The sequence below is a fragment of the Salinicoccus siamensis genome, from assembly GCF_042429615.1.
Taxonomy (GTDB): domain Bacteria; phylum Bacillota; class Bacilli; order Staphylococcales; family Salinicoccaceae; genus Salinicoccus; species Salinicoccus siamensis.
On the sequence record NZ_JBHMAH010000004.1, the window covers coordinates 154,713 to 177,767 of the forward strand.

Consider the following 23,055-nt stretch of genomic DNA (forward strand, 5'->3'; position numbering starts at 1 on the left):
CTCGCTGTATTATGGAGCCTAAAACCGGATATTTGATTTCGCTGAAGTTTTCTAGTATATTTTACAAGAATGAAAAAAGAGGTGTTGAATATGTTCAAATTTAATGAGGACGATACGAATCTGACTTGTTCCTTCTGTGGAAAAGATCAGGAACAGGTCAAGAAACTCATTGCAGGCAGCGGCGTCTATATCTGTAATGAATGTATAGAACTCTGCCATGAAATCATCGAAGAAGAACTGAAGTCCGAAAAGACCGAAGTTATTACAGAAGTACCAAAACCACAGGAAATATTGGAAGCGTTGAATGATTATGTAATTGGACAGGACAATGCCAAACGTGCTTTGAGTGTAGCTGTATATAACCACTATAAGAGAATCAACCAAAACCAAGAAGATGGTGTAGAAATCTCTAAAAGTAATATCGCTCTGATTGGCCCAACAGGTAGTGGTAAAACACTGTTGGCCCAAACATTGGCACGCACACTGAATGTACCTTTCGCCATTGCCGATGCCACAAGCCTGACTGAAGCAGGTTATGTCGGTGACGACGTTGAGAACATTCTGTTGCGCCTTATCCAAGCGGCGGATTTCGATGTCGAGCGGGCAGAACAAGGTATCATCTATGTAGATGAAATTGACAAGATAGCACGCAAAGGTGAAAACACCTCCATTACCCGTGATGTTTCAGGTGAAGGTGTCCAGCAGGCCCTGCTCAAAATTCTTGAAGGAACGACTGCAAGCGTACCGCCACAAGGTGGACGTAAACATCCAAACCAAGAATCAATCCAGATTGATACTAAGAACATCCTGTTCGTGCTCGGTGGTGCATTTGATGGTATGGATGAAATCATCAAACGTCGTATCGGTGAAAAAGTCATTGGGTTCGGCGGTGCTTCAGACAAACCGAATGACAAAGATGAGTTGATGTCCAAAGTGCGCCCTGATGATCTTCAGAGCTACGGCCTGATCCCAGAATTCATCGGTCGCGTTCCGATCATCAGCCACCTTGAAGAACTTGATGTCGAAGCACTTAAATCCATCCTGACTGAGCCTAAGAACGCGCTGGTCAAACAGTATGAGAAAATGCTCCAGATTGATGATGTTGAGCTTGAATTTGAAGAAGATGCATTGAATGCGATCAGTGAGCTTGCCATCGAAAGAAAAACAGGGGCCCGCGGACTCCGTTCAATCATAGAAGAGCGGATGGTCGACATTATGTTCAATGTGCCTTCCAATGATGAAATCCGCAAAGTGAAAATTACACGGGCGACTATAGAAGAAGAAGCAGAACCACTACTTTTCGATGAGAACGGCGAGAAAATCGAATTGAACCGTAAAAGTGCATAATACAAAAAAGCTGTCCAAATCTGTGACAGCTTTTTTTCTGAAAGGAGCATTATAGTGAAAATCAACCCGAATAACATAGACATCCTTATATCTGCTGTTGAAAAAGCACAATATCCAGCAACAGGCCTGAAAGAAATCGCATTAAGCGGACGGTCGAATGTCGGCAAATCTTCATTCATCAATGCAATTGCAGGACGAAAGAATTTTGCGAGGACTTCATCTAAACCAGGCAAGACCCAAACATTGAACTTTTATAATATGGATGATCAATTCATATTTGTCGATGTGCCTGGCTACGGCTACGCGAAGCAATCCAAGGTGGCACGTGAGAAATGGGGACAGATGATTGAGAGTTACCTTGCAGAGCGTGAGGAGCTATCTGCAGTCATCCAACTTGTCGACCTCAGGCACAAACCGACGGAGGACGACATATTGATGTATGACTACTTGAAGCACTTCGAAATCCCAGTCATTCTGATATGCACTAAAATGGATAAGATTCCAAAGAGCAAACTGCAGAAGCATCTGAAATCAGTGAGGGAAACGATTGATCTGGAAGAGGAAGATGTCATGATTCCATTCTCTTCTATAGATAAAAAAAATGTATCAACAGTGATGGATGCCATTTCGGAATACATCTAGAAGTTCACAAAAGTTTCTTATTTATAATTACTATAAATAATCCCATGCGATGGATTAAGGAAGCACTTTCTGTTAAAATAATAAGTATTGATAGTGGCTCAGACATAGCCACAATAGCATAGGGAGGCAATTCACATGCATGTCATCGCATTGAGCCTAAATTATAGAAAAGCAAGTGTTGAAGAACGTGAGGCAGTGGCCTTCGAAGATGAAGATGTCATTCACGCGCTCCACTCATTGCGGGAACAAAAAAGTGTACTGGAAGCAGTGCTGCTTTCTACATGTAACAGGACGGAAGTATATGTAGTCAGTGATCAGGTGCATACAGGCAAATATTATACCCAGATGTTTTTGGCAGACTGGTTCAACCTGGAACTTGATACAATCAAAAAGATTACTGACGTCAAAATCGGTGATGAGGCGATAGAGCACTTGTACCGTGTAGCATCAGGCCTCGATTCCATGGTGTTGGGCGAAACGCAGATACTTGGTCAGATCAGGGAAGCCTTCATGACTGCCCAGGAAGAGCATACTACTGGCACCATATTCAATAAACTGTTTAAAGAAGCGATTACAGTGGCAAAAAGGGGGCATAATGAGACAGACATCTCCAAAAATGCGATTTCGACATCGTATGCTGCAGTAGAACTCGCCAAAAAGATATTTTCACGTGTCAGCGACAGTAAGGTTCTTATCATCGGAGCAGGGGAGATGGCGGAGCAATCGCTGTTAAACCTGACTTCCAATGGCATCAAGGATGTGACTGTGGTCAACCGCTCTATTGACAAGGCGCAACAGCTTGCAGAAAGGTTCAATGGCCGCAGTACAACCCTCGAAATGCTTGAAGATGAACTGGAAAATGCTGATATAGTCATTTCAAGTACCGCTGCCCGGGAGTATGTAATCACTGAAGGGACGGTCGCCTCTATAGCAGGCAAACGTAAAGGCAGTCCGCTTATAATGATGGATATCGCCATGCCACGTGACATCGAGCCAACAGTGGGTAATATGGACAATATATATATGTATAATGTTGATGATCTACAAGGACTGGTGGATGCCAACTTGTCCACTAGACAACAGGAAGCAAATAAGATTGAAGGCATGATAGCCGAGAGTATGGATCAATTCAACGAATGGATCAACATGCTTGGCGTCGTTCCGGTAATACAGGCGCTCCGTACTAAAGCACTTGGTATACAGGAAGAAACATTGCAGAGTGTCGAACGGAAAATACCTGAGATGAGCGATCGTGAACGCGCCGTCATTTCAAAGCATATGAAGAGTATCATCAACCAGATGTTGCGGGAACCAATCACCTATACAAAAGAGATTTCAGGTGACAGGAAATCGACTGAGAAACTCGCAGAAATCAAACAGCTCTTCGGCATCGAAGAAGAGGTGGAAATGATAACGCGTCAGGAAAAAGAAAAACAGCATGAGAAACGTCTGGCCAGAAAACAGGCACTCGCAAGTGATTAGATAGGTGGAAACCATATGGATATGATGTTCCGCAGTCATGAGTTTATACTTCTACTATACTTTTTAAGCCTTTCTGTGCTGAGCTACGATTTGTTTTTCAGAAATCGGCAGGCCAGAAAGGTTTCATTTTACCTTGTCGGGGCAGGGGCAATCCTTCATATATTTTCCTTTGTGCAAATCGGTCTGTCCCTAGGACGTTTCCCGATCCAGACGGTTTTTGAAGGGATATATGTCCTTTCAATGCTACTCGTCATCATCGGAATCGTGCAATATAAACGCAGTGATTCGGAAATCGCATTTGCAATTTATGTGTTCACTGCTTTTTTGCTGCTCTCAATGTACACATTCGCACCCGTGACGTATGATGAAGTGACTGAAGTATCTGCCATCATGAATGATCTGCTCGTGATCCATGTCGTCTTGTCATTGCTGTCTTACGTCATGTTCTTTATTTCGGTCCTTCATGCCGGCATTTATATCATCCAATATGATAATCTTAAAAAGAAGCGTTTCAATCGTCTCTTCTTCTCACTATTCAGTGTGGAGACAGCCAAAAAAATGATGATCCGGACCGCAATACTTGGATTTTTGTTTATATTGATAGGTATATTCCTCGGTATCCAATGGGGATTATATATATTCGGTACAGATATTCTGACGGATCTTAAAGTCCTTGGTACATTGATTGTGCTCATACTTTATGGGGGACTTCTTTCCTATTTGAGTTTGACGCGCAACATCTATAAGTTTGCAGTAGCGAATATCGTAATCTTTATTATTTGTATGATGAATTATCTGTTTATAACACAGCTTTCCAGTTTTCATTTCTGGAATTATTAAAGGAGAGAGAGCATGAGAAAATTTACCGTTGGCTCCAGACGGAGCGGTCTTGCAATGACACAGTCCAAACAGTTTATCGAACAGCTGAAAAAACACTATCCGGATATGGAAATTGACATAAAAGAAATTGTGACTAAAGGCGACAGGATTGTTGATGTCCAACTTTCAAAAGTAGGAGGGAAGGGCCTTTTCGTCAAAGAAATCGAAGATGCCATGATAAATAGGGAAATCGATATGGCTATACATAGCCTGAAGGATGTGCCAAGTGTGATGCCCGAAGGATTCACTATTGCATGCGTCCCTAAACGCGAAGATATGCGTGATGCTTTCCTGTCGAACAATAATATACTGTTTAAGGATCTGCCGAGTGGCAGTGTGGTAGGGACGAGCAGTCTCAGAAGAGGGGCACAGCTGCTGTCGATGCGTGATGACATCAAGGTAGACTGGGTACGGGGCAACATCGATACCCGCATCCAAAAGATGAAGGACGGTAAATATGATGCCATCATACTGGCAGCAGCCGGATTGAAGCGCATGGGATGGTCAGATGATATCGTGGCGGAATATTTCGATCCAGAAGAGTTCATCCCGGCGATTGCCCAAGGAGCATTGGGCATCGAATGTCGCTCAGATGACCACGAATTGATTGAGATACTACAGAGTGTCCATTCAACAGAAGATGCAATCTGCACATCTGCAGAACGGGCATTCCTGAGGAGAATGGATGGCAGCTGCCAGGTGCCTATCGGGGGCCATGCTTCATATGAGGATGGAGAACTTTATTTGACTGGCCTCATTATGCCTGAGGATGGCAGTGAACAGTACATCGTCAAAAAATCCCATGAAGACCCGGAGACACTCGGAAATATCGTCGCAGATGAGATGGAGCGCATGGGAGCCAAAGATATCATCGATCGGATCAATGAATCACTATAAGCCCATCGTTGTCACGACCCAAAGCAGGACACCTACAGTCCATTCTGATCTGATGGAACTTGTCCATCTGCCACTCATTACTGTTGAACCTTTTGCACTGGATGAATCTGTGTTTGAGGAAACATATGACTGGCTCCTTTTGACGAGTCCAAATGCGGTCGAATTCTTCATGCCCTATATCGACAGGGTGGATTGGAAGAAAATTGCCACAATCGGCAGAAAAACAAGCGAAGCACTGGAAGAGCGGGGCTATTATGTTGATTTTGAGCCCACTGAATATACCCAGGAAGGGTTCATGGCTGAATTCGAGGCAAAAAAAGGAGAGCGTCTCCTGTATCCGGTCAGTAAAAATGCCCGTCCGTTGATCTATAAGCATCTCCTGAAAGCAGGTTGCCAAGTCGATAGGCATTTCCTTTATCATCCGGTAGAGAATGACAAATCGCTCAAGGATATGAGGACGCTCCTTAAAAAAAATCTTTTTGCTGTCATTTTTTTAAGCCCGTCAGGTGTCAGGGCGTTTCAGAAGCATTTCTCTGCTTTTGAACTGGATGGTGTACTGGCCATTGCAATAGGACATGTCACAGCGACGGCACTGATGGGATTTGGCATAGAACCAGTGCAACCTGAGAAAGCAACAATGGAAAGTATTATAAATCTTCTAGAAAGTAGAATCGATTGGAGAGCTAATAATGAATTTTGATAGACATCGGCGTTTAAGAAGTTCTACATTCATGCGTGATATGGTCCGTGAGACTAAAATAACGAAAGAGGATCTCATCTATCCTATTTTTGTAGTGGAAAAAGATGATGTTCGTGAAGAAGTGCCTTCAATGAAAGGTGTTTTCCAGATTTCATTGAATCTTCTTGAGAAGGAACTTGATGCGGTCAAAGAAGCAGGGATAAAATCCGTGATATTCTTTGGCATCCCGAAAGAAAAAGATGCCGAGGGGCATGGTGCCTATGACGATAATGGCGTGGTACAGGAAGCATGCCGGATATCGAAAAGATTGCACCCGGAAATCCTTGTCATACTTGATACTTGTCTTTGTGAGTATACCGACCATGGCCATTGTGGTCTGATAGACCCTGATACGCAGGATGTCGACAATGACAGCACATTACCGCTTCTTGTAAGGACGGCAGTCTCTCAGGCCAGGGCAGGTGCTGATATAATTGCTCCAAGTAATATGATGGATGGATTTGTTTCTGAAATCCGCAAGGGACTCGATGACAATGGATTCAGCCATATCCCGATCATGAGCTATGGCATCAAATATGCTTCTAAATTTTATGGACCATTCAGGGACGCTGCAGACTCCACACCATCATTCGGTGACCGGAGAACATACCAGATGGACCCTGCAAATCGTCTTGAAGCCCACCGCGAACTGTCTAGTGATCTCGAAGAAGGCTGCGATATGATGATCGTCAAACCTGCACTTTCCTACCTTGATATCATCAGGGATGTACGTGATCGCAGCGATGTCCCAGTGGTTGCCTATAATGTGAGTGGGGAATATGCAATGACGCGCACGGCAATTGATATGGGTCTTCTTGATGAAGCGGTTATCATGGAACAGATGATTTCAATGAAACGTGCGGGGGCAGATATGATAATTACTTATTTTGCAAAAGATATTTGCAGAATGCTTGATGAAGGGATGGAATAGGAATGTATAAAAAGTCACAGGAGCTTTATCAGACTGCGAAGGAACTCATGCCTGGAGGAGTCAATAGTCCAGTAAGAGCATTCAAATCGGTTGGCATGGATCCTTTATTCATCGATCGGGCCGAAGGAGCCAGGACATATGATGTGGACGGCAACGAATACATCGATTATGTTTTAAGTTTCGGACCACTTATCCTGGGCCACAGCGATAGGAAAGTTGTCGACGCGCTTACAGCGACAGCCCAAAAAGGCACAAGTTTCGGTGCACCTACCCGCCTTGAAAACGAGTTGGCCGAGCTGGTCGTAGAAAGGGTGCCGTCAGTAGAAATGCTCCGCATGGTGTCATCAGGTACAGAAGCGACTCTGGCTGCTCTACGGTTGGCACGGGGATATACCGGCAGAAACAAAATACTTAAATTTGAAGGCTGCTATCACGGCCATAGTGATTCCCTCCTGATCAAAGCAGGGAGTGGTGTGGCTACATTAGGTTTACCTGACTCCCCGGGTGTGCCGGAGGGGACCGCAGCGAATACAGTTACAGTGCCATATAATGATGAAGAAAGCTTGAAGATGGCTTTTGACAAGTTCGGTGACGACATTGCAGCTGTCATCATGGAGCCGGTAGCCGGTAATATGGGGGTAGTGCCTCCAAAAGATGGCTACTTGAAATTTGTGCGTGAGCTTACAGAAGAGAATGGGACACTGCTTATCTTTGATGAAGTGATGACAGGATTCCGTGTCGGATATAACAGCGCTCAGGGTCATTACGGCATCAAGCCGGATCTTACATGCCTTGGCAAAGTGATTGGCGGAGGACTACCGGTGGGCGCCTATGGCGGACGCCGCGAAATCATGGAACATATTGCACCAGTTGGTAACATCTATCAGGCAGGGACGCTTTCAGGCAATCCGCTCGCTATGACGGCAGGTTTGGAAACGTTGCGTCAACTGACGCCTGAAAGTTACGAACATTTCAATAAACTTGGCGATATGCTCGAGGTTGGACTCAAGGAAGTCTTCAGCAGACATGATCTGCCTATAACTGTAAACCGCGCTGGATCCATGATTGGATTCTTCCTTACAGAAGGACCTGTAGTGGATTTCGACAGTGCCAATACCAGCGATCTTGACCTGTTCAGGGAACTTTATCAAGAACTCCTCAAGGAGGGGGTCTATCTGCCACCTTCCCAATTTGAAGGAATGTTCCTCTCGACTAAACATACCCCAGAAGATATTGAGCGTACGATTGATGCTTTCTCAACAGCATTGGACCGATTGGCCACCAAATAGGCTTTTACCAAAACAACATTTAAGTGTATAATGAAGTAAATTATATAATGTGGGGGGAATCACAAGTGGTTAAACATGATGAACACATGTCTGATAAGGATGTGAATATCAAGGGTGAAAGAGAAGAAGACCTGGTCTATATTGAAGGTCAGAACAGAGAGATGATTCAAAAGGAAAAGGTAGACAAGAAGAATCCTCTTATGTGGATCATCCCGATTCTCATCGTCCTATTGATCATTCCATTGATTGTGAACCAGTTCAGCGGTGGTGGTTCTGAAGAAAAAGAGGAAGAAGAAAGCGCTGCAATCATCCAGGAAGCACCAGCAACTGGTGCAGCAGCAGTGCATTTTGAAGCGACTTCAGAGCAAGAACTTGCTTCAGAAGGAGACATGGACGGCGTAATGCAGGCATACCAAGATGCCGATTTTGCTACATTTCCATCAACAGGCGCACTGATGGCGGCCAGTTGAATTATGACAAGGAAAACACCCTGCCTCTCGGCAGGGTGTTCTTATGTTCCGCCTGTTGATAAAAGTCTCTGATCGATATAAAGGAGGGGACAGATGAAATACCTCTATCTCATACTGCTCTTTGTAATGGCGGTAGTAGTGTCATCCATACTTCATTTCAGTGGCATGATACTGCCATGGCTTTTCGGTGCCATGATCGCTGCAATTTTGTTTCATCGCTTCGTAAATGTAGAATTTGCCTATCCGAAATGGTTGGGCAATGCCGGATTGATCATCATAGGGGCTGAAATCGGTTCGACTTTTACAGAAGATACACTGATTGATATGGCTGATGATTATATGAATATCATATTGCTTTCTGTTTTAATCGTCGCTTTGAGCCTGTTGCTTTCCAGGTTCTTCATGAAGTTGACTGGGTGCTCTTATGAAACGGCAGTGCTCGCTACAATTCCAGGTGCCTTATCGCAGATGATCGTCATGGCTGAGGAGGAGAAGAAAGCGGATCTTCTGCTCGTCACTTTAACGCAAATGTCCAGAATAGTCCTTGTGGTCATCATCGTTCCCTTCATTGCAAGTTTGGCACCTCGTGGTGGTTTTGCCGGTATAAATGATGTGGCGGCCCCTCTATCCGAAATATTCACTCCCGAAATGATCTGGATCGTTGTTTTTACGCCTTTACTCATCTACATCCTAGGAAAGCTGAAATTTCCTGTCCCCGTCATGATTGGGCCCATGATTGCGATATTGGTTTGGAACTTAATGACAGGCTACACCTTTTCAGTTGATGTGGAATTCCTGTATGGCGCCCAACTTCTGTTCGGCCTTAGAATCGGCATGCAGATTTCAACGTTGGTCAATCAACTGAACACAAGAATGATTGTTTCTATGATTGTCCAAAATGTTCTGCTTATCTTCGGCACGATGATACTGGTATTTTTATTTATACTCACTACGGAGCATCAGTTTACAAACCTCTTCTTGAGTGCCGCGCCAGGCGGAATCGGACAAATCATCATCGTAGCTGTTGAGATGGATGCTAACATCGCAATGATTTCAAGCTATCATATCTTCCGCATTTTCTTCATCCTGCTCGTCATTGCACCTCTCATAAACCTTATGCTCAAGCGCAACAGGCATAGCCAGGGCAGCTAAAGGACTTGACAGTCCTGAAGGGTTGGAATACTATAAAACTAATGAAATATAAAGAGTGCAGAAGAGTAGCGGTAAGTGGGGAATCCAGAGAACATGTGGTGCTGGAAACATGTCAAAACTTGCTGTGAAAGTAGTCTGTTTGCAATCAGTTCTGAATCGAGTAGGTGCTGACGTGTAATGAGCGTTAATCATTTCGAGTGCAACCGTATAGGTTGAATTTAGGTGGTACCGCGGAGCTTCCGTCCTATTCAGGATGGAAGCTTTTTATTATGTCTTAAGGAGAGGATAATATGGAAATGTCGAAGAAATATAATCCACAAAAAGTGGAAGAAGGAAAATATGAAAAATGGGTGGAATCAGGATATTTTAAATCTGATGCAAATTCAGATAAACCACCATTTTCGATCGTCATCCCGCCACCGAATGTTACTGGCAGACTGCATCTCGGGCACGCCTGGGATACTACACTGCAAGATATAATTACACGGATGAAGCGTATGCAAGGTTATGAAGTCCTTTATCTGCCTGGGATGGATCATGCCGGTATAGCAACTCAGGCAAAGGTCGATGCGCGCCTACGTGAACAGGGCATCTCAAGACATGAGATTGGCCGCGAGAAATTCCTTGAGCATGCTTGGGGATGGAAGGAAGAATATGCAGATTTCATCCGGAGCCAATGGAAGAAGCTTGGTCTCGGGCTCGATTACGACAAGGAACGTTTTACGATGGATGAAGGGCTTTCGAAAGCTGTCCGTAAGGTGTTTGTGGATATGTACAATAAAGGTCTCATCTATCGCGGAGAATACATCATCAACTGGGATCCGGCCACTAAAACGGCACTCAGTGATATCGAAGTCATCCATAAGGAAGTGGAAGGCAATTTCTACCACGTCCATTACCCGCTGCCTGACGGAAATCATCTGGAAATTGCTACAACGCGTCCAGAGACGATGCTTGGTGATACGGCGATAGTGGTCCATCCAGAAGATAAACGTTACAAAGAGTACATCGGCCAATCCGTAACTTTGCCGATCGTCGGTCGTGAATTGCCGATTATAAGTGACTCCTATGTGGATATGGAGTTCGGTACAGGTGTAATGAAAGTGACGCCTGCGCACGATCCAAATGACTTCACGCTCGGGGAAAAACATAATCTTAAGCGCATCAATGTAATGAACGAGGATGGCTCGATGAATGAACTTGCGGGAAAATACGAGGGTATGGACCGTTTTGAATGTCGTAAAGCTCTGGTGGCAGACCTCGAATCTGAAGGTTATCTGATAAAAGTAGAACCACATATGCACTCTGTGGGCCACTCCGAAAGAAGCGGTGCAGTCGTAGAGCCGTATTTGTCGACGCAATGGTTCGTGAAGATGGACACATTGGCAAAAAATAGCCTGGATAACCAGGATACCGATGAGGCCATACAATTTGTACCGGAGCGGTTCGATGCAACATTCAGGCGGTGGATGGGTGACATCCGGGACTGGGTGATATCGAGGCAGCTGTGGTGGGGGCATCAGATTCCGGCCTGGTATCATAACGATACCGGAGAGATTTATGTCGGCATGACTCCTCCTGAAAACATTGAGGAGTGGACCCAGGACGAAGATGTCCTGGACACATGGTTCTCTAGTGCCCTATGGCCGTTTTCGACGATGGGATGGCCGGAAGAAACTGACGATCTGAAGAAATTCTTCCCGACGAACGTACTGGTAACAGGTTACGACATCATATTCTTCTGGGTAGCACGCATGATTTTCTCTTCATTGGAACATACTGGAGAAAAACCGTTTGATGATGTTCTCCTCCATGGTCTTGTAAGGGATGAACAGAACCGCAAGATGTCCAAGTCGCTTGGAAATGGAGTTGACCCGATGGATGTCATCGAAAATTACGGTGCCGATGCACTGCGTTATTTCCTCTCCACCGGATCGACACCGGGGCAGGATCTCAGATATTCTGATGAAAAAGTCGAGTCCGTCTGGAATTTCATCAATAAGATATGGAATGCGTCACGGTTTGCTCTTATGAACATTGGCGAGGACTTCAAGATGCAGGATATAGATCTCGAAGGGGATAAATCACTCGCAGATGAATGGATCCTTACGCGTTTGAATGAAACGATCTCTGATGTCACGCGTCTCTCTGAGCAATACGAATTTGGGGAAGTGGGACGCATCCTCTATAATTTCATCTGGGATGAGTTCTGCGACTGGTATATTGAAATGGCGAAAGTACCAATGTCTGAAGGATCGGACAGTGAAAAGGCGATGACGCGTTCAGTCTTGCTGTACACTTTAGACAGTGTATTGAAGATGCTGCACCCATTCATGCCGTTCGTTACAGAAGAAATATACCAAGCCATCGACAGTAATCGTTCGATTGTTGTAAGCGACTGGCCCGAAGTGGTTCCTGCACTGAGCAACCCGACATCGAAGAATGCAATGGCGCTGTTGGTTGACATCATAAAATCCGTCCGTCACACACGGAATGATGTCAATACTCCACTGTCGAAGCCAATCGATATCCTGATTGAAGTGAAAGATGAATCAAGGCTTGAAATCATAGAATCCAACCGCCACTATATCGAACGGTTCTGTAACCCGGAAATATTGGAGATCTCATCCCATATTGCTGCAGATGATGATGTCAAAACCGATGTGGTGAATGGAGCCACTGTAATTCTGCCATTATCTGGATTGATTGATATGGAAGAGGAAATCGAGAGGCTTACAAATGAGTTGAAGCGTCTGGAAGGCGAACTGAAACGCGTTGAAGGCAAGCTTGGCAACGAGAAATTCGTCCAAAATGCGCCGGCTGCAGTAGTCGAAAAAGAAAAGGAAAAACAGCAGAACTACCAGGCACAGTACGATGAGGTAGAAGAAAGGTTGAATAACCTGAAAAGAAAGGGATAAGTGATGGAATATCAAGAAGGATTGAATTGGATCCATGATAGGATGAAGTTCGGCATCAAACCGGGTGTAAAACGCATGGAATGGATGCTTAAAAAGCTTGATAATCCTGAACGGAACATCAATGGGATCCATATAGTGGGAACGAATGGTAAAGGATCCACTGTGGCCTATATGCGGAATGCCTTAAACCGCAATGGTTACTCTGTGGGGACTTTCACTTCCCCCTACATCGAAACATTCAATGAACGAATATCAATCAACGGCCATCCAATTACCGATGAACAGCTTGTTGAACTGATCGAAATAGTGAAGCCCATAAGCGAAGAATTGGAAAGAGAAACCGATCTTGGTACTGCGACTGAGTTTGAAATCATTACGACGATGATGTTCGTCCATTTCGGTACCATTCAACCAGTCGATTATGTACTTGTTGAAGCAGGACTCGGTGCGAAAAAAGATTCTACGAACGTATTCAATCCCATTCTGACAGTGTTGACAAGCATAGGCCTTGATCATACCGCCATCTTGGGAGATACATTGCTTGATATCACAAAAGATAAAAGTGGTGTGATAAAGCCAGGGGTTCCTTTAGTCTTCAGTATCAAAGATGATGTTTCCAGGGATTATATCCATAAAATCCTTGAAGAGAACGATTCAAAAGGGATCGAATTGAATCGGGATATCATCCTCATCCCCGAAAACGGCGAGTTCCAATTCCAGTACGGGCACTATGATCTCCAGGACCTCAAGTTGAGCATGCCAGGCAGGCACCAGAAGGAGAATGCCTCCCTTGCGATTGCAGCACTCATTGAACTATACGAAAGGAACCAGGTCAATATCGACTGCAATCTGTTGATACAAGGTATTGAAGAGACGGTTTGGCCAGGCAGGATAGAAGTGGCGTCGACCGAACCTTTAATCATTTTGGATGGTGCCCACAACAATGAGGCCGTCGATGCATTGGTGAATACTATGGCGAAGGAATATCCGAATAGGGATATCACTGTCCTGTTTTCTGCAATAGAAGGTAAGCCGATCGATACGATGATCGAAAAACTGGAATCGATTGCTGATTCCTTCAACGTCACTGAATTCGATTTTCCAAAAGCCTTGGATAAAGAGACGGTATTCGAGAAAGTCCAGCATCCGGTAAAGGCCGTGGTTGACGACTATAAAGCATTTCTGGACACGTTTGATGGAGATATACTGCTTGTTACCGGCAGTTTGTACTTCATCAGCGAAGTTAAGCAGAAGTTAAACAAAAACGACGATAATCAATGATTATCGTCGTTTTTGTTTAGAAAGGTCCGTAATTAATCCATAGACTGATGACCATGAAAAGGGCACTTGCCACCACCCAACTCAACATGATGGGCCAAACGAACCTCAACCATTTCTCATAGGGGATGTTCGCGATGCTTAAACCGGCCATCAAAATCGCGGACGTTGGAAATAAGTAGTTGGAAAGCCCGTCGCCCATCTGGAAGGCAAGGACAACCGACTGTCTGGAGATGCCTACGATATCCCCAATCGGTGCCATCAGCGGGATGGTCGTAGCTGCCTGTCCAGAGCCAGAAGGTATAAAGAAATTGAGAATGAATTGCGTGAGAAACATTCCAACTGCAGCAATTGTAGCCGGCAGCCCGTCCAAGACAGAGCTTACAGCATATATGACTGTATCGATGATGGTTCCATCTTCGAGTATCAGCAGGATGCACCGGGCAAGGCCGACTATCAGTGCGCCGAAGGTCACTTCTTTGGCACCTTTGATGAAATCTTCTGCAATCATATTAGGCGTATTGCCCCCGACAAGACCGGATAGTATCCCCATTGCAAGGAATATTGCTGCAAGGTCGGTCCCGGTGGACCATCCTTTTACCACCCCGTAGATGATCAGGGCAAATCCAGCCAGGATGATGGCCAGCACCAGAGCATGCCTCATCGTAAATGTTCTGAACGAATATGCTTCCTGATGATTTGATTGCTCCAAAGCATAGACATAGCTTTTCATCTTATCATGCTGGACACGTTTACCATATCTATAGACGAAGAATGAGGCAATTGCAACAAAGGTAAGCTGTATGATAATCCTATAGAACATACCAGAAAATAAGGGGAGTTCTGCAATCTCCTGTGCCACACCGACCGTAAAGATGTTCATGAAGCCTCCGGCAAATCCTGAAGCAGCTCCGAGAGCCACTATCGCCATGCCCGTCATCGCATCCATGCCGAGTGAGCGGGCAAGCAGGATTCCCATCGGGATGAAAATCAATGTGGACTCAGCCATACCGAAAGTGGCGCCCCCCAAAGAAAATATCAGCATGGTGAGGGGGATGAGTATTATTTCACGATCTTCAAGCAAAGAGACAACTTTGCTGATGCCAGATTCTATCGCACCAGTCCCGTTTATCATGCCGAAAGCACCACCTATCAGAAATATCAGGAAAATGATGCTTCCCGCATCCATCATACCAGCTGGAATCACGCGGAAAATTTCAGTCCATTCAACTGGCGTCTGTTCAGTAAAGCGGAAAGAATCGCCATCGACTACAAAGGTTCCGTTCTCATTTTCATGACGTTCAAATTCCCCGGCCGGGATAATATAGCTCAAGGCCATCGCTAGAATGACAATAGAGTATATAAGTACAAATGCATGGGGCACTTTGATATATTTCATGGCTGCCTCCCATCTATTTTATTCATCTATGATTATACGGTAAAGAAAATCTATGGCAACAATTTTATTAATTATTTGGATTATTCCTGCAATTTAATCTTTTAAAAGCTCCGATTAACTGTATAATAGATGTATAAAATCGAGAGAGGAGATTTATATGAGCAACGACAGAAACGAGTCGTCAGCACCGACACCAGGTTTTAGGTTTCCACATACTTATGCAATTTTATTTGCGGTGGTGATCATTGCCGCCGTCCTCAGCTACGTTGTGCCGGCGGGTGAATTCGAACGTGTGGAAGTAGGCGAGCGGACTGAGGTTGTACCGGGGAGCTATACAGGGGTTGAACAGAGTCCTGTCACTTTCTTTGAACTCTTCAAGGCGATTCCAACAGGGCTCATCGACGGGGCCAGCATCATTTTCTATATATTTCTCGTCGGGGGTGCTTTCGGGATTGTCCGTGCGACTGGCGCCATAGAAGCTGCAATCCAGAAAGTCATGGTGGCAGTTAAAGGGAATGAGCGATTGATGATTCCGGTCATCATGTTTGTCTTTTCTGTTCTGGGCTTCTCGACTGGCATGTCTGAAGAAGCAATCATCTTCGTGCCGATAGGCATCGTTCTTGCAACCGCTTTAGGATATGATGCGATGGTGGGGACTGCGATAGTGACTTTAGGTGCCGCATCAGGCTTCATCGGTGGTATGCTGAATCCATTCACTGTAGGAATCGCCCAGGAGATTGCTGAACTTACCATCTTTTCCGGATGGCAGTTCAGAACTGTCATCTATCTGGTGGTGCTTGGTGCCGGCATCCTGTATGTCATGCACTATGCAAAAAAAGTGAAGAAGGATCCCGAAAAGAGTTTAGTCTATGAAGAATCCAAAAGGGGACAGGTCAACTTCACAGAAGATGTGATGAACTTTGAAGAGCTGAAGAAGAGGCATGTTTTCATACTGCTGACTTTTACTGCCGGTATCATCATCAACGTCTACGGGATTTTTCAGCATGGCTGGTTCCTGACCGAACTCTCCGCCAACTTCTTCGTCATAGGCCTTCTGGCAGGTCTCGTGAGTGGCATGAGGATAAATGATATTTTTGATGCATTCATAGATGGAATGAAGCTGGTTGTCTACGGCGCCATCATCGTTGGGTTTGCCCGCGCCATTGTGGTGGTCCTGGAGTCAGGTGTCATCATTGATACGATCATCCACGGCATGAGCAGTATACTGGATTTCCTTCCGCCATCCATCACAGCCCTTGGTATGCTGGTCATTCAAGTCATCATCAACTTCTTCATCCCGTCCGGCTCCGGACAGGCGATGACTACGATGCCGATTATGACGCCCATTGCCGATCTACAGGAGATCCCAAGGCAAGTGGCGGTTCTTGCATATCAATATGGTGATGCAATAACCAATACCATCATTCCAACTTCCGCCTCATTGATGGGTGTGCTTGCAGTATCTGGCATCCCGTATCTGAAATGGGTGAAATTCGTTTGGAAGATTACTGCATTATGGCTCTTTATCGCCGCATTGGCACTTGTGGCCGCTACGATGATCGGAATATCCTAAAAAAGGCCGATCTTAAAAGATCAGCCTTTTTATGCAATCAGGATTTTAAAGAATCATTCTTCAGGGAATCCCGTATCTCCCTCAAGAGCACAATCTGTTCATCTTCAGCCGCTTCTTCCACGAAACGGTTACGGGTTAATGTATTGACCACTTTAACGAAGATGAAGATTGCTGCACCAATGATGATAAAGTCGATGATGGCTTGGATGAACACACCATAGGTAATACCTTTATAAGCCCATTCAGAAGTGAAATCTGTGTTTCCGAAAATCAGGGCGATGGAAGGCATGATGATGTTCTCGACAAGTGCTGTGACGATTTTACCGAACGCTGCCCCAAGCACCACTGCAACAGCCAGGTCGAGGACATTGCCCCTGAGCAGGAAATCTTTAAACTCTTGCCACATGTGGATTCTCTCCCATTCAATTTATTTAAGATCATAGATAATACTACAATACAGACAAGAAAGTGCAATATGTTTTCAGGAGTTTTTATGGAATGCTCCATGATTTAGGGCCTTAGGCAGTTTGCTATAATCAACAGTGTATGGTAACATGAATAATTGTTTTGTGGGCTGTATTATTGAAAGTAATCAGCAGGGATGAAATATTCATAGGAGGAATTACATGAGAGAAAAGGAAAAAGTCCAACTGACCCCGGTGTTTTGGATTACATTGGCTATCGTTTCCGTACTCGTATTGTATGGAGTCTTCTTTTCCGATAGCTTTGAATCGGTGACGGGTACAATTCAAGGTTTTATCACAAATAACTTCAGTTGGTATTATGTATCATTAACAACAATTTTCATTGTATTTTGCCTTATTTTTGTATTTACACCGATGGGGCAAATTCGTTTGGGCAAACCAACTGAAAAACCGGAATTCAGAACAATTTCGTGGTTTGCGATGCTATTCAGTGCCGGTATGGGTATCGGTCTTGTATTCTGGGGAGCGGCTGAACCGATCAGCCACTATTTCACGCCTCCAAGTGCAGAACCCGGTACAGACATGGCATTAAAAGAATCATTGCGCCGCACATTCTTCCACTGGGGGTTCCATGCCTGGGCAATCTATGCAGTGGTAGGACTTGCCTTGGCCTTCACCCAGTTCAGACGTGGTGAGCCGGGTCTTATTTCAAGGACATTGAAACCAATCCTCGGCAAACGTGTCGAAGGCCCACTCGGTACAGCCATTGATGTACTTGCAGTTTTTGCAACAATTGCAGGTGTCGCGACTTCACTTGGTCTAGGCGTAATGCAGATCAATGGTGGCTTATCCTATTTATTCGGCATACCGAATAACATTTATGTACAGATACTCATCATTGCAATCATCACTGCACTATTCATGTGGAGTGCATGGTCCGGATTATCTAAAGGGATCCAGTATTTGAGTAATGCCAACATGATACTTGGCGGCATTCTGCTGATCTTCACACTCGTCTTGGGGCCGACGGTCCTTATACTGAACATGTGGACTGATACATTCGGTGGCATGATCGGTAATTTCATCAATATGAGCTATGATGTGGCGCCGCTCGATCAGGCCAAAAATGATTGGCTCGGCAACTGGACCCTCTACTACTGGGGCTGGTGGATGAGCTGGAGCCCATTCGTCGGAATATTCATCGCCCGTGTATCAAGAGGCCGTACAATCAGGGAGTTCGTATTGGCAGTAATGGTTGGACCAGCTGTCCTCAGCTTCTTCTGGTTCAGTGTCTTCGGTGTTACGGCAATCGAGTCAGACAGGATGAATGGTGGCTTCGCAGATCTGACGACAGAATCGGTGCTGTTTGAAATGTTCAATAACATGCCGCTCAGCATGGTCGTGTCCCTTGTAGCAGTTCTGCTGATCGGTACTTTCTTCATCACTTCAGCTGACTCTGCTACATTCGTTCTGGGAATGCAGACAACCAATGGTTCATTGACGCCGCCAAACCGCATTAAAATAATTTGGGGACTTGCACAAGTATTGATTGCAATCGTCCTACTGATGGGTGGCGGACTCGGAGCACTTCAAGCCTCGGCGATCATTTCAGCCTTCCCGTTCTCCATCATACTGATATTGATGATGGTAGCCACCTACAAGGATGTGGCGCAAGAACAAAAGGCGCTCAGCTTATACTTCAAAGAGGATTATGAAGGTACAAAATATGAGAAAATGATGCGCGAGTACGAAAAAGAACAAGATAATAATAATAGGGATTAATATATTGTTATGATTATGACCTGGAGAGATAAGTATTACTTATTGCTCTAGGTCATTTTTTTGTATCACGATTATTGATGAATACATGGTGCTGGCGTTTACAACCATTATGTAAAGATATACAATTGATATGAACGGTCTTACGACTGGAATATTAATAGGGGGCTATTAACATGAGTCAGAACATTAGTGAATCAGCAAAAAAGTCATTCACTGTCGACGGCAAAGATTATAATTACTACAGCTTGAAGACTTTGACTGAACAAGGCATGTCAGAAACTCACAAACTGCCTTACTCAATAAGGGTATTGCTTGAATCTGTACTGCGTCAATATGATGGCAGTGTCATTAAAGACGACCATATCAAATCATTGGCGACATGGGACCAGGGCAGCAACAAAGGCAAAGAAGTGCCATTCAAACCATCCCGCGTCATCCTTCAGGACTTTACAGGTGTACCTGCGGTAGTGGACCTTGCATCTCTCAGGAAAGCAATGGATGATGTCGGCGGCGATGGCCAGAAGATTAACCCTGAAGTACCTGTTGATCTTGTCATCGACCACTCTGTGCAAGTTGATGCATACGGCACTGAAAATGCACTTGAACTCAATATGGAACTTGAATTCGAAAGGAACCAGGAGCGTTATGAGTTCCTCCACTGGGCGACTAAAGCATTCGATAACTATAAAGCTGTACCACCAGCTACAGGTATCGTGCACCAGGTCAACCTTGAATACTTGGCGAATGTCGTCCATGTAAAAGAAGATGGCGGAGAGATGATCACGTATCCGGATACTCTAGTCGGTACGGATTCCCACACAACCATGATCAACGGTCTTGGTGTACTCGGTTGGGGTGTCGGCGGAATAGAGGCAGAAGCTGGAATGCTCGGACAGCCTTCCTACTTCCCGGTACCTGAAGTGGTCGGAGTCCGTTTGACGAACTCTCTTCCGGAAGGAGCAACTGCGACGGATCTGGCGCTGCGTGTAACAGAATTGCTCCGTAAGCAGGGCGTGGTCGGCAAGTTCGTTGAGTTCTTCGGTCAAGGTGTACCTGCATTGCCGCTTGCAGACCGTGCCACAATTGCGAACATGGCGCCTGAATATGGTGCAACTTGCGGGTTTTTCCCAGTAGATGAAGAAACACTCGACTACATGAGGCTGACAGGCCGCAGCGAAGAGCATATTGAGATTGTAAGGGCATATCTCAAGGAAAATGATATGTTCTTTAATCCGGAGAACGACCCAGTATATTCCGAAGAAGTGGAACTTGACCTTTCTACTGTGGAACCAGCGCTTGCCGGACCAAAGCGTCCTCAAGACCTTATCAACTTGTCTGATATGAAAGGTTCGTACAGGAAATCCGTAACTGCTGAAAGCGGCAACCACGGTCATGGTATGGAAGAAGGGGAATTCGACAAGAAAGCGACCATCAATTTCAAAGATGGCAGGAATGTAGACATTAAAACAGGTGATCTGGTCATTGCCGCAATCACTTCATGTACAAACACTTCCAACCCATACGTAATGCTTGGTGCTGGCCTTGTTGCCAAAAAAGCAGTTGAAAAAGGCCTCGAAGTCCCTTCATACGTAAAAACATCATTGGCTCCTGGTTCAAAAGTCGTGACAGGCTATCTCGATGACTCAGGCCTCCAGGAATACCTCGACCAACTTGGGTTCAACCTTGTCGGTTATGGTTGTACAACATGTATCGGTAACTCTGGACCATTGCTTCCGGAAATCACAGAAGCAATTACAGAAAACGATCTGCTTGTAAGTTCTGTGCTGTCCGGTAACCGTAACTTCGAAGGGCGCATACACCCGCTCGTCAAAGCGAACTACCTGGCCTCACCACCGCTGGTCGTAGCCTATGCCCTTGCAGGTACAGTAGACATCGACCTCCGCAATGAGCCGCTTGGTAAAGATAAAGAAGGCAATGACGTCTTCATGAAAGACATCTGGCCATCCACTCAGGAAGTGAAGGATGCAGTCATGAGCAACGTCAGTCCTGAACTCTTCAGGAAAGAATATGAAAGAGTATTTGATGCCAACGAAATCTGGAACAACATTGAAACAACAGATGAGCCGCTCTATGATTTCAATCCAGATTCCACCTACATCCAAAACCCTTCATTCTTCCAGAATCTCTCAACAGAGCCAGACAGCATAAAGTCACTGAATGGACTGCGCGTACTTGGCAAATTCGGAGACTCAGTCACAACAGACCACATTTCACCAGCAGGGGCGATCGGTAAAGATACGCCGGCCGGAAAATGGTTGATTGAACAAGGCGTTTCACCACGCGATTTCAACTCCTACGGTTCACGACGCGGTAACCACGAAGTGATGGTGCGCGGTACATTCGCCAATATCCGTATCCGCAACCAGATCGGACAAGGTAAAGAAGGCGGCTTCACAACGTACTGGCCAACAGGCGAAGTGATGAGCATCTATGATGCAGCCATGAAATACAAAGAAGACAACACTGGTCTTGTAGTCATTGCCGGAGACGACTACGGCATGGGCTCAAGCCGCGACTGGGCTGCCAAAGGTACGAATCTGCTCGGCGTTGAAGCGGTTATAGCAGCAAGCTATGAACGTATCCACCGTTCAAACCTCGTCATGATGGGTGTATTGCCACTCCAATTTGTAGATGGCGAAGATGCAGAAGCCCTTGGACTGGACGGTAGTGAGACATTTGATATCCAAGTAGACGATAATGTCATGCCTGGGGATGTCCTTGATGTCACTGCAACTAAAGAATCCGGTGAGAAAGTAGCATTCAAAGTGAAAGCACGCTTCGATTCTGATGTTGAAGTTGATTATTACCGCAACGGCGGCATCCTACAGCTCGTACTTAGGAATAAACTGAAATCCTAGGATTATAGACATAAAAGCATCCCATCTCTTCGAGATGGGATGCTTTTTATTTAAGGTTGAATATGACTTCTTCGTCCACGGAATCAATCTGAAGTTCAGCGTCTTCAAAATACCACAAATCGGCTTCCTTGATGAAGACTTGAAGCCCTTCATATTCGAATATTTTACTGTCCGGAGGAATCTGATCGACAGTGAGTGCAGGCGAGAAGCCTTGTTTCAGCTGCGTATCGCCTCCGTACCTTACATAAACGTTTACACCTTGACCCTCATCAGGATCCATTTCATCTTTCATCCAATCAACTGCACGGTCTGTAACTTCCAACATGATGCCACCTCCTGCTACATGAATGTAATCTTCGATTCTGTACCATCCATTATACGCTTGATGTTTGACGAATGTCTAACGACAATGACCACCATGATAATGAATGAAAAGGCAATAAGAAGATAATCCCGAAAGACGATCGACAAGATAAAGAAGACGATGGCACTGATGATGCTTGAAAGAGATACATACTTACTCAATTTTAGAGTAGTGAGAAAAACAGTGAGCAGGATGATGAATAAAATAGGGTTATAGGCCAAGACTGCTCCTGCGCTTGTCGCGACAGCTTTACCTCCTTTGAATTTCAGGAAGATGGAATAGACATGGCCAAGTGCTGCGGCAAGCCCAGGGATGAAGACATGCATCTCCGTATCGATCAGTATGGCAATCAAAACAGGAAGTGCGCCTTTGAACATATCCAATAAAAGGACGACTATGCCTGCTTTCTTTCCCAAGATCCTAAAAGTGTTTGTAGTTCCAATATTTCCACTGCCGTGCTCCCTTAGGTTTATTTTATAAAACCATTTGCCGATTAAAAGACTAAAAGGAATTGCTCCTATGAGATAGCTGAAGACAAGGAGCATCATATTGATTTCCATCTAAAATCCCCTTTTGTTATCAGGTACTAACAGTTTACCATATAAATTT

The 23,055-nt window shown here is 45.0% G+C and carries 19 protein-coding genes and 1 other annotated feature; of the genes, 15 read left to right on the forward strand and 4 right to left on the reverse strand.

Going from position 1 to position 23,055, the window contains the following annotated elements:
* Window positions 1-90 precede the first annotated feature (90 nt).
* From clpX to ACFFLE_RS01550, 12 genes are all read left to right on the forward strand, one after another.
* The gene (gene clpX / locus ACFFLE_RS01495) at window positions 91-1,347 is read left to right on the forward strand and encodes an ATP-dependent Clp protease ATP-binding subunit ClpX (protein ID WP_380569409.1); all 1,257 of its coding nucleotides are present in this window, start codon (window positions 91-93) and stop codon (window positions 1,345-1,347) included.
* Window positions 1,348-1,401: 54 nt separating this feature from the next.
* Window positions 1,402-1,989 (forward strand): ribosome biogenesis GTP-binding protein YihA/YsxC, encoded by a 588-nt coding sequence (gene yihA, locus ACFFLE_RS01500; RefSeq protein ID WP_380569410.1) that lies wholly within the window; start codon window positions 1,402-1,404, stop codon window positions 1,987-1,989.
* Between the two features lie 135 nt (window positions 1,990-2,124).
* Window positions 2,125-3,471, forward strand: coding sequence for a glutamyl-tRNA reductase (hemA, locus tag ACFFLE_RS01505; RefSeq protein ID WP_380569411.1), 1,347 nt, complete (start codon window positions 2,125-2,127; stop codon window positions 3,469-3,471).
* A 15-nt stretch (window positions 3,472-3,486) separates the two neighbouring features.
* Complete coding sequence (gene ccsA, locus ACFFLE_RS01510; RefSeq protein ID WP_380569412.1) at window positions 3,487-4,311, forward strand: cytochrome c biogenesis protein CcsA; 825 nt, start codon at window positions 3,487-3,489, stop codon at window positions 4,309-4,311.
* 12 nt (window positions 4,312-4,323) lie between these two features.
* Window positions 4,324-5,247 (forward strand): hydroxymethylbilane synthase, encoded by a 924-nt coding sequence (hemC, locus tag ACFFLE_RS01515; RefSeq protein ID WP_380569413.1) that lies wholly within the window; start codon window positions 4,324-4,326, stop codon window positions 5,245-5,247.
* Complete coding sequence (locus tag ACFFLE_RS01520; RefSeq protein WP_380569414.1) at window positions 5,234-5,947, forward strand: uroporphyrinogen-III synthase; 714 nt, start codon at window positions 5,234-5,236, stop codon at window positions 5,945-5,947. Before hemC ends, ACFFLE_RS01520 begins: the two co-directional genes overlap by 14 nt.
* A complete protein-coding gene (gene hemB / locus ACFFLE_RS01525) occupies window positions 5,937-6,917 on the forward strand; it encodes a porphobilinogen synthase (protein WP_380569415.1) in 981 nt (326 codons plus the stop codon). The genes ACFFLE_RS01520 and hemB overlap by 11 nt, the downstream gene beginning before the upstream one ends.
* A gap of 2 nt (window positions 6,918-6,919) precedes the next feature.
* Window positions 6,920-8,206, forward strand: a complete 1,287-nt coding sequence (gene hemL / locus ACFFLE_RS01530) for a glutamate-1-semialdehyde 2,1-aminomutase (protein WP_380569416.1) — start codon at window positions 6,920-6,922, stop codon at window positions 8,204-8,206.
* Between the two features lie 65 nt (window positions 8,207-8,271).
* Window positions 8,272-8,676, forward strand: a complete 405-nt coding sequence (locus ACFFLE_RS01535) for a hypothetical protein (protein WP_380569417.1) — start codon at window positions 8,272-8,274, stop codon at window positions 8,674-8,676.
* Window positions 8,677-8,769: 93 nt separating this feature from the next.
* A complete protein-coding gene (locus tag ACFFLE_RS01540; RefSeq protein ID WP_380569418.1) occupies window positions 8,770-9,828 on the forward strand; it encodes an AbrB family protein in 1,059 nt (352 codons plus the stop codon).
* Between the two features lie 46 nt (window positions 9,829-9,874).
* Window positions 9,875-10,078, forward strand: a binding site (T-box leader).
* A 40-nt stretch (window positions 10,079-10,118) separates the two neighbouring features.
* Window positions 10,119-12,746, forward strand: a complete 2,628-nt coding sequence (locus ACFFLE_RS01545; protein WP_380569419.1) for a valine--tRNA ligase — start codon at window positions 10,119-10,121, stop codon at window positions 12,744-12,746.
* A gap of 3 nt (window positions 12,747-12,749) precedes the next feature.
* Entirely contained in the window at window positions 12,750-14,027 is a 1,278-nt protein-coding gene (locus tag ACFFLE_RS01550) for a bifunctional folylpolyglutamate synthase/dihydrofolate synthase (RefSeq protein WP_380569420.1), read from the forward strand.
* A 16-nt stretch (window positions 14,028-14,043) separates the two neighbouring features.
* Here the strand turns inward: ACFFLE_RS01550 and ACFFLE_RS01555 are convergent, their stop codons facing one another.
* Window positions 14,044-15,423, reverse strand: a complete 1,380-nt coding sequence (locus ACFFLE_RS01555) for a YfcC family protein (RefSeq protein ID WP_380569421.1) — start codon at window positions 15,421-15,423, stop codon at window positions 14,044-14,046.
* 157 nt (window positions 15,424-15,580) lie between these two features.
* Between ACFFLE_RS01555 and ACFFLE_RS01560 the strand changes: the two genes are divergently transcribed.
* A complete protein-coding gene (locus tag ACFFLE_RS01560; protein ID WP_380569422.1) occupies window positions 15,581-16,996 on the forward strand; it encodes a YfcC family protein in 1,416 nt (471 codons plus the stop codon).
* A 37-nt stretch (window positions 16,997-17,033) separates the two neighbouring features.
* Here ACFFLE_RS01560 and mscL read toward each other — a convergent pair whose 3' ends face one another.
* Window positions 17,034-17,402 carry a large conductance mechanosensitive channel protein MscL gene (gene mscL, locus ACFFLE_RS01565; RefSeq protein WP_344702784.1) on the reverse strand — a complete coding sequence of 123 codons (369 nt, stop codon included), beginning with the start codon at window positions 17,400-17,402 and terminating at the stop codon, window positions 17,034-17,036.
* Between the two features lie 220 nt (window positions 17,403-17,622).
* Here mscL and ACFFLE_RS01570 point away from each other — a divergent pair, with 220 nt between their 5' ends.
* Together ACFFLE_RS01570 and acnA are read left to right on the forward strand one after the other, a co-directional pair.
* Window positions 17,623-19,203, forward strand: coding sequence for a glycine betaine uptake BCCT transporter (locus ACFFLE_RS01570; protein ID WP_380569423.1), 1,581 nt, complete (start codon window positions 17,623-17,625; stop codon window positions 19,201-19,203).
* Between the two features lie 173 nt (window positions 19,204-19,376).
* The gene (gene acnA, locus ACFFLE_RS01575) at window positions 19,377-22,082 is read left to right on the forward strand and encodes an aconitate hydratase AcnA (RefSeq protein WP_380569424.1); all 2,706 of its coding nucleotides are present in this window, start codon (window positions 19,377-19,379) and stop codon (window positions 22,080-22,082) included.
* Window positions 22,083-22,128: 46 nt separating this feature from the next.
* Here acnA and ACFFLE_RS01580 read toward each other — a convergent pair whose 3' ends face one another.
* Complete coding sequence (locus ACFFLE_RS01580) at window positions 22,129-22,407, reverse strand: HesB/YadR/YfhF family protein (RefSeq protein ID WP_380569425.1); 279 nt, start codon at window positions 22,405-22,407, stop codon at window positions 22,129-22,131.
* A 14-nt stretch (window positions 22,408-22,421) separates the two neighbouring features.
* Entirely contained in the window at window positions 22,422-23,006 is a 585-nt protein-coding gene (gene plsY / locus ACFFLE_RS01585) for a glycerol-3-phosphate 1-O-acyltransferase PlsY (RefSeq protein WP_380569426.1), read from the reverse strand.
* Between the last annotated feature and the right edge of the window lie 49 nt (window positions 23,007-23,055).

Bases quoted from the DNA above. Each gene is read 5' to 3' on its own strand.
- clpX (WP_380569409.1), top strand. From the start codon at position 91: ATGTTCAAATTTAATGAGGACGATACGAATCTGACTTGTTCCTTCTGT.
- hemA (WP_380569411.1), top strand. From the start codon at position 2,125: ATGCATGTCATCGCATTGAGCCTAAATTATAGAAAAGCAAGTGTTGAA.
- ccsA (WP_380569412.1), top strand. From the start codon at position 3,487: ATGGATATGATGTTCCGCAGTCATGAGTTTATACTTCTACTATACTTT.
- hemC (WP_380569413.1), top strand. From the start codon at position 4,324: ATGAGAAAATTTACCGTTGGCTCCAGACGGAGCGGTCTTGCAATGACA.
- ACFFLE_RS01520 (WP_380569414.1), top strand. From the start codon at position 5,234: ATGAATCACTATAAGCCCATCGTTGTCACGACCCAAAGCAGGACACCT.
- hemB (WP_380569415.1), top strand. From the start codon at position 5,937: ATGAATTTTGATAGACATCGGCGTTTAAGAAGTTCTACATTCATGCGT.
- hemL (WP_380569416.1), top strand. From the start codon at position 6,920: ATGTATAAAAAGTCACAGGAGCTTTATCAGACTGCGAAGGAACTCATG.
- ACFFLE_RS01540 (WP_380569418.1), top strand. From the start codon at position 8,770: ATGAAATACCTCTATCTCATACTGCTCTTTGTAATGGCGGTAGTAGTG.
- ACFFLE_RS01545 (WP_380569419.1), top strand. From the start codon at position 10,119: ATGGAAATGTCGAAGAAATATAATCCACAAAAAGTGGAAGAAGGAAAA.
- ACFFLE_RS01550 (WP_380569420.1), top strand. From the start codon at position 12,750: ATGGAATATCAAGAAGGATTGAATTGGATCCATGATAGGATGAAGTTC.
- ACFFLE_RS01555 (WP_380569421.1), bottom strand. From the start codon at position 15,423: ATGAAATATATCAAAGTGCCCCATGCATTTGTACTTATATACTCTATT.
- ACFFLE_RS01560 (WP_380569422.1), top strand. From the start codon at position 15,581: ATGAGCAACGACAGAAACGAGTCGTCAGCACCGACACCAGGTTTTAGG.
- mscL (WP_344702784.1), bottom strand. From the start codon at position 17,402: ATGTGGCAAGAGTTTAAAGATTTCCTGCTCAGGGGCAATGTCCTCGAC.
- ACFFLE_RS01570 (WP_380569423.1), top strand. From the start codon at position 17,623: ATGAGAGAAAAGGAAAAAGTCCAACTGACCCCGGTGTTTTGGATTACA.
- acnA (WP_380569424.1), top strand. From the start codon at position 19,377: ATGAGTCAGAACATTAGTGAATCAGCAAAAAAGTCATTCACTGTCGAC.
- ACFFLE_RS01580 (WP_380569425.1), bottom strand. From the start codon at position 22,407: ATGTTGGAAGTTACAGACCGTGCAGTTGATTGGATGAAAGATGAAATG.
- plsY (WP_380569426.1), bottom strand. From the start codon at position 23,006: ATGGAAATCAATATGATGCTCCTTGTCTTCAGCTATCTCATAGGAGCA.